General features: G+C 39.7%; 12 protein-coding genes and 2 pseudogenes. 11 read left to right on the plus strand and 3 right to left on the minus strand.

Features of this window, described 5'->3' with window-relative positions:
- Positions 1 to 2 precede the first annotated feature (2 nt).
- The gene (locus AC3WTB_RS00200; RefSeq protein WP_492333163.1) at positions 3 to 1,523 is read right to left on the minus strand and encodes an MDR family MFS transporter; all 1,521 of its coding nucleotides are present in this window, start codon (positions 1,521 to 1,523) and stop codon (positions 3 to 5) included.
- Between the two features lie 171 nt (positions 1,524 to 1,694).
- Here AC3WTB_RS00200 and AC3WTB_RS00205 point away from each other — a divergent pair, with 171 nt between their 5' ends.
- From AC3WTB_RS00205 to AC3WTB_RS00215, 3 genes are all read left to right on the plus strand, one after another.
- The gene (locus tag AC3WTB_RS00205; RefSeq protein WP_059377412.1) at positions 1,695 to 2,114 is read left to right on the plus strand and encodes a MarR family winged helix-turn-helix transcriptional regulator; all 420 of its coding nucleotides are present in this window, start codon (positions 1,695 to 1,697) and stop codon (positions 2,112 to 2,114) included.
- A gap of 376 nt (positions 2,115 to 2,490) precedes the next feature.
- Positions 2,491 to 4,044, plus strand: a complete 1,554-nt coding sequence (locus AC3WTB_RS00210) for a ribonuclease YeeF family protein (protein ID WP_492333164.1) — start codon at positions 2,491 to 2,493, stop codon at positions 4,042 to 4,044.
- A gap of 21 nt (positions 4,045 to 4,065) precedes the next feature.
- Positions 4,066 to 4,383 carry a hypothetical protein gene (locus AC3WTB_RS00215; protein ID WP_039179063.1) on the plus strand — a complete coding sequence of 106 codons (318 nt, stop codon included), beginning with the start codon at positions 4,066 to 4,068 and terminating at the stop codon, positions 4,381 to 4,383.
- 503 nt (positions 4,384 to 4,886) lie between these two features.
- Here the strand turns inward: AC3WTB_RS00215 and AC3WTB_RS00220 are convergent.
- Positions 4,887 to 5,351 carry a DUF8821 family protein gene (locus tag AC3WTB_RS00220; protein WP_041085199.1) on the minus strand — a complete coding sequence of 155 codons (465 nt, stop codon included), beginning with the start codon at positions 5,349 to 5,351 and terminating at the stop codon, positions 4,887 to 4,889.
- Between the two features lie 21 nt (positions 5,352 to 5,372).
- Complete coding sequence (locus AC3WTB_RS00225; RefSeq protein ID WP_058838635.1) at positions 5,373 to 5,852, minus strand: GyrI-like domain-containing protein; 480 nt, start codon at positions 5,850 to 5,852, stop codon at positions 5,373 to 5,375.
- A gap of 104 nt (positions 5,853 to 5,956) precedes the next feature.
- Between AC3WTB_RS00225 and AC3WTB_RS00230 the strand changes: the two are divergent.
- The 8 genes and pseudogenes from AC3WTB_RS00230 (at position 5,957) to AC3WTB_RS00265 (ending at position 13,512) form a co-directional block, all read left to right on the plus strand.
- Positions 5,957 to 6,918: pseudogene (locus AC3WTB_RS00230) on the plus strand (helix-turn-helix transcriptional regulator).
- Positions 6,919 to 7,023: 105 nt separating this feature from the next.
- Positions 7,024 to 7,185, plus strand: a pseudogene (locus AC3WTB_RS00235) (T7SS effector LXG polymorphic toxin); the annotation flags it as partial.
- A gap of 34 nt (positions 7,186 to 7,219) precedes the next feature.
- Positions 7,220 to 7,660, plus strand: a complete 441-nt coding sequence (locus tag AC3WTB_RS00240; protein WP_144494745.1) for a rhs-associated protein — start codon at positions 7,220 to 7,222, stop codon at positions 7,658 to 7,660.
- A gap of 273 nt (positions 7,661 to 7,933) precedes the next feature.
- Positions 7,934 to 10,006, plus strand: a complete 2,073-nt coding sequence (locus AC3WTB_RS00245) for a BglG family transcription antiterminator (RefSeq protein WP_492333430.1) — start codon at positions 7,934 to 7,936, stop codon at positions 10,004 to 10,006.
- Positions 10,007 to 10,021: 15 nt separating this feature from the next.
- A complete protein-coding gene (locus AC3WTB_RS00250) occupies positions 10,022 to 10,288 on the plus strand; it encodes a PTS sugar transporter subunit IIB (RefSeq protein WP_047203175.1) in 267 nt (88 codons plus the stop codon).
- Positions 10,289 to 10,313: 25 nt separating this feature from the next.
- Positions 10,314 to 11,576, plus strand: coding sequence for a PTS ascorbate transporter subunit IIC (gene ulaA / locus AC3WTB_RS00255; RefSeq protein WP_330545152.1), 1,263 nt, complete (start codon positions 10,314 to 10,316; stop codon positions 11,574 to 11,576).
- A gap of 17 nt (positions 11,577 to 11,593) precedes the next feature.
- Positions 11,594 to 12,286 (plus strand): D-allulose 6-phosphate 3-epimerase, encoded by a 693-nt coding sequence (gene alsE / locus AC3WTB_RS00260; protein ID WP_330545151.1) that lies wholly within the window; start codon positions 11,594 to 11,596, stop codon positions 12,284 to 12,286.
- A 185-nt stretch (positions 12,287 to 12,471) separates the two neighbouring features.
- Positions 12,472 to 13,512 (plus strand): LacI family DNA-binding transcriptional regulator, encoded by a 1,041-nt coding sequence (locus AC3WTB_RS00265; RefSeq protein ID WP_330545150.1) that lies wholly within the window; start codon positions 12,472 to 12,474, stop codon positions 13,510 to 13,512.
- Positions 13,513 to 13,542 lie beyond the last annotated feature (30 nt).

Here is a 13,542-nt window from a genome sequence, read left to right on the forward strand (position 1 = left end):
CATTAATCGTTTTCTTTCATTTCATTTGATGTACGTACTCGTGCATTTCCCATAAATATGACTGTAATCGCCGCAAGTGCAATCGGGAATAAAGCAAGCAAAAATACATACGTAATACTTTGTGACATTGCATCGATGACTTTATTTAAAATATCAGTCGGAATTTGTGAGCGGGCACCTTCTTGGAAAATAGCCTGTGGATCGCCTATTTGAGAAGGGGTTCCTTTCATTCCGCTAAAGGCATCAGCTAAACGATTTGTCAGCACATTGGTTTGAATCGTCCCGAAAATCGTGACACCGAGCGTCATCCCAAGTGATCTCATAAATGAATTGGTCGAGTTTGCACTGCCTCGATAGCGCGGCTCAAGATCATTCATTGAAGCTGACGGCAGAAGGGAGAAGCTGAACCCGACCCCAAAGCCTGATATCATCATAAAGAGTGTGAGCCACAGTCTTGCTGTATCTGGTGACATATTGGCAAGCAGCAGCATCCCAGCGAAAAATGAAATGACAGAGATGGTCATAAGACGTCTGAAAGGCACTTTCGTCTGCATCGTTCCGCCAATCATACTGCCAATGACTGATCCAATCATCATCGGTGTTAAAATAAACCCTGCACTTGTTGCAGATTCACCGTACACCGCCTGCACGAAAATAGGAATAAACACAGCAAGAATAATGAATGTCCCACCATATAAAAACGCCAAAATTTGAGATGTCGCAAATAATCGATTTTTAAACATCCAAAATGAGATAATCGGTTCCTCAGCTTTACGCTCAACAATAAAGAAGATCGTACCGAACACAAGAAACACAGCAAAAAGTGTGAGGATTTGCACCGAATCCCAAGCATAAGATTTACCGCCAAGCTCAAGCGCAAACATTAAGCTGACAACCGCAACGACAAGTGTAATAGCACCTGACCAGTCGATTTTCTGCTTACGATGTTCAAGCGATTCCTGATAATATCTGGCGATCAAGAAGACACTGACAATACCAATCGGCACATTAATATAGAAAACCCAATGCCAGCCGATCGAATCCGTAATAATAGCACCTAAGAGCGGTCCGAGTACACTTGATAAACCAAAGACAGCTCCAAACATACCAGACATTTTTCCACGCTTTTCAGGCGGGAAGATGTCAAAGATAATTGTAAATGCGATTGGAAGAAGGGCACCGCCTCCAAGCCCTTGAATGGCTCGGTAAATAATGAGCTGATCCATCGTTTGTGCGATACCGCACAGCGCTGATCCAATTAAAAAGAAAATAAGTCCAAACAGAAAAAAACGCTTTCGACCATACATATCAGAAAGCTTTCCGTAAATAGGCATTCCCGCCATTACTGCCACCATATAAGAAGCCGTCACCCAAGCAAATTTATCAAAACTGCCCAAATCTGCTACGATACTTCCCATCGCTGTTGCAACAATGGTATTGTCCATCGCTGCCATAAAAATCCCTAACAGCAAACCGATGACAACAAAGCGAGTGGATGCCTTGCCTTTATCCACATGATTCATTTCATTTACCTCCTGCTTACGTTCTCTCCTTATTTTTGCTATGATCAACTTAAATATTAAAGTAAGAGAACATTTATCTTGATGATCAAGATAAATTGATTTTAAAGGGAGGAGAACAAGTTGTCAATAAAGAACGAGGCTGAAGACAGAGCAACCCAGATCATCCATACAATGAGGCGCCTCGCCACACGAACCGTTTTATTCCACCAAGCGGCCGCCCAATCACTCGGCCTTTTTCCAACAGATCTCAAATCAGCTGATTTATTAAATGAACTCGGCCCCCTTACAGCAGGGGAATTAAGTGAAAAAACAGGCCTTAGCTCCGGTGCAGTCACAGCACTCATTGACCGGCTTGAAAAAGCGGGCTACGCCAAAAGAGCAAAGGACCCAAAAGACAAACGAAGAGTGATCATCGTTCCATTAACGGCAGGGAAATCACAGGTGAAAGAACTCTTTCGATCCTTATCAACATCAACGAAGGAACTCACAAATGAATACAAACCAGAAGAATTAGATTTAATTATTCAATTTATAACTGAAGCAGCAGATATCATGGAGCAAGAACTTCAATTGCTTAAGTCTAAATCGTAAAAAGTACACTGATCCGGGTGTGCTTTTTCTAAGTGCATTCCTAATTCATGTAGGGATTGCCTCGACTAGTGACATCTTCCTTACCATGGAAGTGCTCTATAACTCTTTTTTATAATGGAGTAGCTCAAAAAAATGTTCTATTTAAAAGATTGTTCTAAAAACTACATTATAATTGTTATGACAAAAGTGGAGCTAATGAATTCTATAGTTTGCTTTTCAATTGAAACAATGTTCATTTACATAATCAGTATTGTTTTTGTATCTTAATGCCTATTTAATGATAAACTTTGTATTGGTAAAATTGGCCTTGTCAAAGAATGGGAGGGAGTGAATTCTTCTGGGCAAGATACTTGATGCAAAAGCACTAACAAGTGCCATGGACACAAGGGCAAAACACCATCAGGAACTCCGTGAACAAATGGTAGATTTAAAAAAGGCATTACAAGGTGTTGCTAACCTCGGTGATGATTTTACTGGGAAAGGTGCCGATAACATTAAAAGCTTTTATAAAGAGCTCTCCGGAAATGTAGACATGTTTATCAGCTTCATTGATAAGCAAAAAGCCTTTCATGACGGTGTTTCTGGGACACTTGATGATACGAGCTTTGGCGGCGATACCTTTGTAGAAGAACACTTTTTAGACAACGCAGTACATATGGGCATCAAGAATGCCAAAAGCATTGTGAAGGATCAAAAAAAGGCACTCAAAACGATTTTTCAAGACATTGATGACCTCATTTCCCTAGAGGTATTTGATAGCCAAACCTTTGATGAAAAAATAGAAGATGCGGAAGATGAACGAAAAAAAACGGTCAAAGAACTAAGAGAGCTTGATCAAAATTTAAAAGATGAATATGCTTTGTCAGAGACAGAGCAGCAAGCTACAATGGCATTGTACGCTGAAATGATGAATGCGACAAATGACGGAAAAGCGATTTCGCCTATGAATTTTGACAAGAAAGCGTATCAAAATAGCGACATCTACAAGGCAAAGAGCGATATTGAGAAGCAAACTTCTGAATATCTGAAAATCAAAAAAGAACAAGAAGAAGCCCGCAAGGTCGCAAAGGAACAAGAAGCGCTCGCCAACCGCCCTTGGTATGAAAAAGCGCTCGATTATGGTGGAAACATCGTGAATGAACTGACCGGTGTGAACGATGCAAAACGTGCCGCAACAGGCGTTGATCCAATCACAGGCGAGGAACTCACCGCAGGCCAGCGAGTCGCGGCAGGAGGCATGGCAGCAGCAGGCTACATCCCAATCGTCGGCTGGGCAGGCCGCATTTTCAAAGGCGGAAAAGCTGTCTATAAAACGACCCAAGCCACATCAGCCGCAGTCAGGGCAGTCGACATTTACAAGACATCACAAAAATCCTTTGACGCCCTGAAAACATCTCAAAAAGGATTATATGGCCTAACCGCCACCAACGGCTTCAGCGAAGCAATCACAGGCCGAGACATGTTTGGAAACAAGATCTCAAAAGAACAGCAGGAAGCAAGTATGAATGCGGCGCTAGGAATGCTTTTGCCGTTTGGGGCGAAAGGGTTTCATGGTAAAATGGGGGTTAAGGGTACGGGTGAAATTGGTTGGAATATGTCAAAAGGCGGAGGGAAAATAAATGGAAGAATGTATTCTCACCATGCTTTGGAAAGAATGGCACCTGATACTCCTGAAGTAAAAGCTACTTTAACAAGTAGAGCAATTAAAAAAGCTGAAGAATTAGGATTTAAACCACAAACAAAAGAATTTAGTGATTTCATCAAAAAATATGTTGATCCAAGAAATATTCCACCTTCAGTTATTGAAGACGCTATAATGAATACGAAAAAGATACCTGGTAATAGAAGTGGAACGTTTGTTCATGAAACTCGGGATGTCAAAGTAATTATAAATGAAGCAGGCGATGTTATCACAGTTATACCAAAATAATTAATAAAAGGATGAATACGAATGTTTATCAAGTATGATGAATATGATCTATTAGAACTTTTTCAAAGTGAGCCGGTGAGTATAACAGGCAATATAGATGATGGAGAATTAATTTATACTTACAAAGATGACCAAAATTTCAAGGTGATTTTAACTTTAGATGTATATAAGCAAACGAGTAGTCTAAGTATTACATTTAATGATTCTATAGTATTTACAGGTGATTTTAATAATGTAACAAGTATAAAAAAAGATGACAAAGCTATGGTAATGAACGTGGGCGAAGAAGAGAGGCTAAAAGTTAAATTTTATAAACAAGTTGGAGTGGAGTTACTTTAAAATAGCCTTATTGTATTAGAAAGAAATATAAAACAAATATGATATTCTCTCAGATAAATCAGTAGGTGAAGTAGTTGATACTTCTAAATATAATGTTATTGTTATCATACCTTGACTGGCTATATGCCTTTCAAGGTTTTTGTGTTTATTGGCCTTCATACCGATAAAATGGGGATCTTTTTTCCTGAGTGGGTCATCGTATGATAGAGACAAGCAAAACTAGGCACTCACAGCTTTTATGGTGAGTGTTTTTTAATGAGGGATACTTCACCTCATTTTCTTTGAATATAGATCTGAAAAAAGTATAGATGTTAAACAGTGAAATAGCAGACTAATCGCTTTGACGGCGAACTTCTTCATAAGAAAATAAGGTTGGTACAATAAACAGAAAAACATCCTCTAATAATGCATAGAGAATGCTGCTCTGTTTAGAAGGTGGAAATTATTTTAATTTATTTGTTCAATCAGTTTCACAAATTCGAGTGAAGAAAGGGTTTCTCAACTCAATATTCCCCTTTAATTTTAAAGAATGACCCACGAATCGTTCCAGCTAGTTTAGACTTCTGCCTAGCAAATTTAAATTTTCCTTCTAATTCCTTTGGTACTTCCATCCCTTCAGAAAGCTTAAAACCAACAGCACGTTTTTTCGGGTCATCCACTGTATACAGGACGTTAATTGCAAGACCATCCTCATAAAAGACGTAGGTCCATTTGATATTTTCCACTTGAAAACTTGCCGTTTCTAAAGGTTTGGCTGCAAACTCTAGTTCACGTTCTTCTTTTAACACTCGGTTTACATAATCAAGGGTCTCCTGACTATCGCTGGCAGGTAATACTGTAAATTCATGCTTATATTTGTTCATAAAGTAACGAGCCTCATTCGCTCGTAAGCCAGCAAGTGCTTCTGCTACAGGTGAAGACTCTAAACCAATCGTAGACACATGTTTAAAATCAACGATATAAGCCATTTCTATCCCTCCATATCCTTGTTATTTCCGTACAACAGGAATCCACATCTCACCAAGTAATAAGTCGTTTCGCTGTCCCATTTCTACCACTGCATTTGGTCCACCAACATAGGCGAAATTCTTTGCTTCAGGCAAGACTTGACCAAATGCAATACCAGTAAGCGTTTGATGCAATTCATCAGCAGTTTTAGCTTCCCCTTTAACGATTAGATATTCCCCTTTAGGAAATTGAATCACTCTGTCCGCTTCTGGTAACGATTCCTCTGTCATGACCCCGACATAATGCATCAGCTTATTATTTACCGCTTCGTTTACGATAAAAATATAGTCATTTGTGGCAATGGCTTTTAAGGTGTCAAGCTTACCTTCTTGGTTGACTGCTTGCCAAAAGTCTGCTTTTTCCTTCGTTATGCCCGCATAGTCTGTGTAATGACTCTTAAGTTCAGTTCCAATACCTAACACGTGAAAGCTGTCTTTTTCTTCTAGTATATACTCTGCCATATTCAACACTTCCTTCTGGTGAATTGATCAAATGTTTTTTTCACTTGATAAATATATAATAGGCTTAAACCATGTCAAAAAATGATACTGTTTAGGAGGACCAGATGAAAAAAGTTGAACGGATTAATACCATCATGCGGTATATTAACAACCGCTCCAACTTTACAATTACTGAAATCATGAGAGAATTTCATATCTCTCGTTCGACAGCAATTAGAGACATCAGAGAAATTGAAGCTATGGGGATGCCACTTGTCGCAGAAGTAGGAAGGGACGGAGGATATTTTGTGATGAACAATTCTGTCCTGCCAACTGTCCGTTTTACCGATAATGAGATTAAAGCTCTTTTTATTGCCTTTATGGCCACGAGAAACCAACAACTCCCTTATTTAAAGAGTCGCCAGTCTTTAGCTGAAAAATTACTAGGACTCATCTCAGAAACCCAGCAAGATGACCTCGTTCTGTTAAATCGCCTCTTGCTATTTGAAGGGACCAACCCGAATAATCCTGATCTGCTTGATTTGTCCGATCTCCCTCACCCCATGTTAGAAAAATTAATCCAATTGCTTATTTTGGATCGATATTTACTGATTACCGTTAGAGAGGAGAAAGTGATCAAGTCCTATCCTATTTACCTTTTGAACCTTATCGTGAAAAAAGCCTGTGGTTGATTGAAGGCTTTGATTTAAAGGAAGAGAAGAAACGGATTTTGACTGTCGACAACCTCACAGATGTAGAACCATGCTCTACAAAAAATAGATTAACCAGGAAAAAGATTTTAGAAAAACTAAGTAAGCAGAAGGAAGTAATCAACCTTGCCCTTGAACTTGGTCCAAAGGCAATTGCACAGTTCAAAAAATACCATCCTTTCAAAATGTCAATTTCTTATACGAATCCTTACCAAACTACAGCCATTTTAAAGACTTTTATCAATGTTAATTATTCAGAAGAAATAACCGAAATAACAAATTGGCTATTTTTCCTAGGTGAGGATATCAAGGTCAGGGAAATGCCTGTAGAAATTTTGGAAAGTTTACAAGAGAGACTACTACTATATTGTCCATAATCAATGCTGGTTAGACCTTGTATTAGATACATGAAGCTGAGTCGTATTTCGAACAAATCTCAATGAACCACCAATCTTATTTCCATCTTCTGTAGAGCTCAGCTGCGGAAGAAAACGGTTAAAGATTTAATAAAACTCGATCAAAATTTAAAAGGTGAATATTCTTTGTTAGAGACAGAGCAGCAAACTACAATGGCATTGTAAGCCGAAATGATGAATGCGACAAATGATGGAACAGCGATTCCTATGAATTTTGACAAGAAGGCAGTTAAATACATTTTAGATAAAGGGGTTAATTTTATTGATTTCTTATGATGAAGAACTAATAAAGGATTTGGAATTAAAAGACCTTCTTAAAAGTGTCAAAGTACATAAAAATCCCGAAATTTATTTAGATTTAATAGAACAAAAATTTGATTTTGCTGGTTCAAAAATAGATTGGTTACAAACCAATAAACATTATAGTAAGAGCTCAAATAATGAATCGTTACTTCCTGATGCTCTTCTATTTATAACTGAATTAAAAGGCAAATATTTAGATAATCACTTACAAGTAATTTACATAGGGGATAACCTTACAGAGTTTGGGTATCAGTTTGAATTAAAACAATTAGAAGAGCTACTAGTCTATTTTTTAAATATCCCTCAGCACCACTACTTTATATCATTAAAAGGTGATTGGTGTATTTGTATTTCATTTGAAAACGATTTGGATTTCGGATTTAGTTTAAACAAAAAATAATTTTAAACGTCACGTATAGGAAAAATAAAAGATGATAAGAAGTGAAAAAACCTTGACTGGCTTTATATCATTCAAGGTTTTTTGTGTTTATTGGTCCTCAAACACTAAAAAAAGACAAAGGACTCTTTGCCTGAAAGCACACTCAAATTGTGTGTTTTTCTTATGAAAAGAGCACACAATCGCTGCACAGCACGTGCTGAAGACATTTGGACTTCTTTGATGCATGTGAGTTGATTAGACTTATAAGCAAAGAGAAGAAAGGAGGAATTCCAACTGTACTTAACCAAAAGGGGCACGACTTTACTATCTATGCTGCTTCACACGACAACTTATCTATCAATAGAAGATTTACAGAATCGGATGAAAGTCTCGACTCGAACCGTTTACGCTGAAATCCAGCGAATGAACAGCTGGCTGGAAACTCATCAGCTTAGTGGTGTGCAGCGAAAAGGTCAACTTGGCTATTATTTAAATCCTCTGGAAAAAGAAATCATTATTCAAAAAGCTGATACCATTCTTGTTGGTCACGATTATGAACCATGTAAAAAGGAACGAAGGGCCATCTTGCTTTTATCCATAGCATGCAGCGAGCATTGCCTAAGAATTGATGATTTTATGAAGATGACAAAGGTGAGCCGAAATACATTGCTCGAGGATATGAAACAGCTAAAAGAGGCGCTTTCAAAGCAGGAGATCACACTCCGCTATCAGGCAGCAAGCGGCTATGTGATTTCAGGAGACGAAAGGTCCATTCGATTGGCACTCAAACCTTATATACATTTCATTCGCACAATGATAAAAAACGAAAAAACGTTTCCGTCATTTTGGTTAAAGGGACCTATTTCGTCCAAACGGGTACACCATCTCCTCCAGCAGTCAGAACAAGAACTTAAGCTTGAATTTGCAGATGAGATGCTGGATCAGCTCTCTTTGGATCTCTTTTTCTACTTCAAGCGGATGAAGCTAGGGCATGCTGTACACATTTCAAACGAAGAAAAGCGAACATTGCAGGAAACAGAGGAATGCTTGGCGGCTATTCGTTTCATGGCGCAGATTCAAAAAGAGGCCAGTCTCATTGTTCATGATGATGAGATCTATTTTCTTAGCACCCTATGGCTAAGTGCCAAAAAACAAAAACTTCCATCAATTAAAAAACCAGAAGAACATCTCATTCGCACCATCGCTAGACAAATGATATTTGACTTTCAGCGATATGCTTGTATTTCCTTTCAAGAACCAAAAGCATTAGAGCAAAACTTAACCATGCATTTAATTCCAGCTTATTACAGGCTCATCTATCACATTGGTATAATCAACGAACTGACGGAGTCTATAAAAAAAGCACAGCCAGAAGTATTTGAAATCACTCAAAAAGTTGCCTGCCATTTAGAAAAGGCGTCCTGTTCAAAATTGAGTGACCATGAAATTGCATATCTCACCATGCATTTTGGCAGCTGGATGAGAAGAGAAGGAATTTCATCCATTGTTAAGCGTTCTGTATACATTGTCTGCGGAGAAGGAATCGGCACAAGTTACATGCTGAAAACTCAGCTCCTCGAATTAATCGGCTACATCGAAGTACGCGGGCTGTTATCAAAGCGTGCATATGAAGAATTAGCAGCCGTTGATGCAGATTTCGTTGTGTCCACAACACCTATTTCTTTTAAAGGAAAACCAGTTCATCTCGTTCATCCTATTTTAACTGCCTATGAGAAAAAAACATTACTTCAATACGGGAAAGTCTTAGAAACGAAGGTTGACGAGCAGCATGTAAACGCTTTATTCAACATCATTCAGCAGCATACCATCGTACAAAACAAACAAGCACTGCTTCATGACATTCAGGAGCTGCTTCATCCCACATATGTATCCTATCAGAAAGGGTGGAACCCAGTGTTAAACGATTTATTAACAGAACAAACCATTAAACTCCACCAAACAGCAGACACATGGCAAGAGGCGATTACAAAAGCGGCGCAGCCTTTACTTGATCAAAATGCCATTGAATCAAGTTATGTAGAAGCCATGATTCAGTCTGTTCATCAAAATGGTCCTTATATTGTGATTGCACCACAAGTGGCCATTCCACATGCAAGGCCCGAGGATGGCGTGAACAAATTGAGCATGACACTCATGTCATTCAAACAGCCCATTTCGTTTTCAAAGGATGGCAAAAAGCAGGTGCGGCTTGTCATTGTGTTAGCCGCTATTGACAGCATGAGCCACTTGAAAGCACTCAAACAGCTGACCATGCTGTTAAGTGAAGAGAAACGGACGAAACAATTGATTGAAGCAGAAGATTTAGCATCGATGCAAGAATTAATTGATCAATTTTCACAAGTATAAAGGGGGAAAAAGAGAATGAAAAAAATTCTAGTTGTATGTGGAAACGGGTTAGGGAGCAGCTTTATTGTAGAAATGAATGTCAAAAAAGCATTAGAAGAATTAGGTCTTATAGCTGAAGTGGATCATACCGATCTCAGTACAAGTAAAAATGAACAAGCAGATCTTTATATCGGCGCAGCTGATATTATTGACCAGCTGAATGACGGCACAAGAAATGTGGCTGGCTTAAATAATTTGTTAGACCAGAAAGCCATTAAGGACGTCCTTCGTCAACACATTTAAGTCATGAAAAAGGGGGATTCACATCTTGATAGAACTGATTATGAACGATATATTGGGCACACCTGCCATTCTCATCGGTTTATTTGCTCTAGCCGGTTTACTTTTGCAGAAAAAATCAGCCGCAGATACTGTGTCAGGCACCTTGAAAACAACCATGGGCTTTTTAATATTAGGGGCGGGCGCTACAGTCGTCTCTGATTCACTCGGGGTTTTTCGAAAGATGTTTGAAGCAGCCTTTCACATTCAAGGGGTTGTGCCAAATACAGATGCTATGGCCGCCATTGCTCAAAAGGAATTCGGTACACAGACAGCACTTATCATGATTTTTGGCATGCTGGTCAATTTGTTACTTGCAAGATTCACACCCTTTAAATACGTCTTTTTGACTGGACATCACACGTTGTATATGGCGGCTATGCTCGCCGTCGTTCTTTCGACAGCCGGCATGCACGGGTGGCTGCTCATCTCCACTGGCTCAATGATATTAGGTGCAGCTATGGTCATTTCCCCCGCAATCCTCCAGCCGTTTACGAGGAAAGTCACCGGAAGCAATGATCTCGCGCTCGGACACTTCAGTACCTTCGGTTATTTTACTGCGGGAATGATCGGCAAATGGGTTGGTTCTCCTGAAAAATCAACGGAAACCATTCAAGTGCCTAAATCACTCGGTTTTCTAAGAGATACATCTGTTGCCATTTCGATTACGATGGCTTTGCTGTTCTTTGCGATTGCACCGTTTGCAGGAATTCCTTTTATAGAACAAATTAGCGGGGGCACGAACTTCGCTGTCTTCATTCTCATTCAGGCGATCACGTTTGCTGCTGGTGTCTACATTATTTTAGCAGGGGTACGGATGGCCATTGGCGAGATCGTGCCTGCTTTTAAGGGGATTGCCGATCGATTCGTGAAGGGAGCAAAGCCGGCACTTGATGCGCCAACCGTTTTTCCATTTGCGCCAAATGCGGTGATTATCGGTTTTCTATGCAGCTTTGCAGGAGGCATCGTATCCATTTTTCTTTTACCTTTGTTTGGTTTAACTATCATTGTCCCTGGTCTTGTCCCGCACTTTTTTTGCGGTGCTACAGCAGGAGTGTATGGCAATGCAACAGGAGGGGTAAGAGGTGCTGTCGCTGGGTCCTTTGTAAATGGATTGCTTCTTTCCTTTTTACCTGCTTGTTTATTACCTGTGCTCGGAACCCTCGGTTTTGAAGGGACAACGTTTGGAGATACAGACTTTGGTATCATCGGAATCTTAATTGGCTTGATCAAGCTTTTATTTCAGCTGTAATAAGGAGGAGACTGAGATTGACAGCCACTTTTTCACCTTCACTAATGTGCATGGATCTCACGCACTTCCGTGAACAAATTCATTTTCTCAACACGAGAGCAGACAGGTACCATGTCGATGTGATGGATGGGCATTATGTGAAGAATATGACGTTATCACCCTTTTTCATTGAACAGCTTCGGAAACTGACAAATTTACCGATTGATGTTCATCTAATGGCTGAACACCCCCAGGAATTTTTAATCGATGCGTGTATTGATGCAGGCGCAACGATGATTTGTTTACACCCAGAAGTCGTGCAGAAAGATGCCTTTCGAATCATCCGGCATATTCACCAAAGAAAATGTGAGGTTGGCTTTGTTTTAAACCCCGCCACACCAGTTGCAGCATTAGATTCCTTTATTCATTTAATAGACCGAGTGACGATCATGACGATCGATCCAGGCTTTGCCGGACAGCCTTTTATTAAAGAAATGCTTCAGAAAATTAAACAGGTGAAAGATATCAAAAAACACGGAGGATACTCGTTTTCAATTGAAGTAGATGGTTCTTGTAATGAGAGCACGTTCCGGCTGCTTGCTGAGGCTGGAAATGAGATATACATCATCGGCACCTCAGGTTTATTTGGACTTCATAAACAACTCGACACTGCTTGGGAAACAATGAAGCAAATATTTTCAAAAGAAACAGCTTCAATCGAATCGCGTTAGTAAAAGAGAGGATGAAACCCATCCTCTTTTTTACGCAATTTTTACTAAAACAACATTTACTCACTAAAACTTACCCAAATACAAAATAATAATCACAAATCTATAATTGAAAGCGCTTTATTAATATGTTATCCTTCAAATATCTTTAGTAAATATTTAGTCAAATAACGATGAGGAGTTTGCCTATGACCACACTCAAAGATATTGCTCATGATGCAAAAGTGTCCGTTTCCACTGTATCCCGTGTGTTAAATGGCGATCAAACACTTGCCGTTTCACACGCAACGAGACAAAATATCCTCGACATTGCTAAGAAGTTAAACTATACCCCAGTGAGAGCAAGAAAAGCCGATCAAGCAGAAGAAAAAAGCCCATCTGAATCCCCAGTCATCGGTATCGTTGTCGCTCAATCCATTGACGAAGAATTAAATGATCCCTTTTTTTCATCGATTCGAAAAGGAATTGAAAAAGAATATGCCAAACAAGGACTGTCCACTCTCCATACCTTTCGCCTAAGAAGCATGGATAAAGGGGCGATGCTAAAGGATATTGACGGCTTGATCGTCATTGGACGAATCAGCCCTGATACGGTTGAAAAAATGACAAATCGAATGGAACACATTGTTTTTATCAATCATTTTGCAGATGAAGATTTGTATGATTGTGTACATGTGGATTTTGTCAGAGCGGCAGATCGCGCCATTCGTCATCTGCAATCTCTCGGCTATTCACATCTAGGCTATATTGGGGGGAAAGAGCGGGAGCATTATTTCGAAGGCAACGCTGTGATTGAGGACGAAAGACAAACGACGTTTATGAAAAGAATGCAGGAGGCGGGAGCTCTTCATATGGAAGACATCCACATTGGTGAATACTCCATGCATGAAGGCTATACGCTTATGCAGCAAGCTATCAAAAAAGGAAAACTGCCGCAAGCCTTTTTCATCGGAAGTGACTCTATGGCAATCGGGGCAATGCGCGCTCTCCATGAAGCTGGTCTACACGTTCCTTCAGATGTATCCATTGTTGGGTTTAATGACATTGAAGCCGCGTCATTTTCAAGCCCGCCGCTTACGACCGTCAAAGTATATACAGAAGAAATGGGGGAAGTCGGTCTGAAGCTTTTGCTTGAGAGAATAAACGGAAGAAAACTTCCTCTAAAAGTCGTCGTGCCAACAACACTCATCGAGCGAGGCAGTACATGTCTCATCCATGAAAGGGGGTGAACCATCAATTTCAGCACACAAAAAAGAGAC

The sequence above is a fragment of the Bacillus sp. EB106-04-04-XG123 genome (assembly GCF_058791855.1).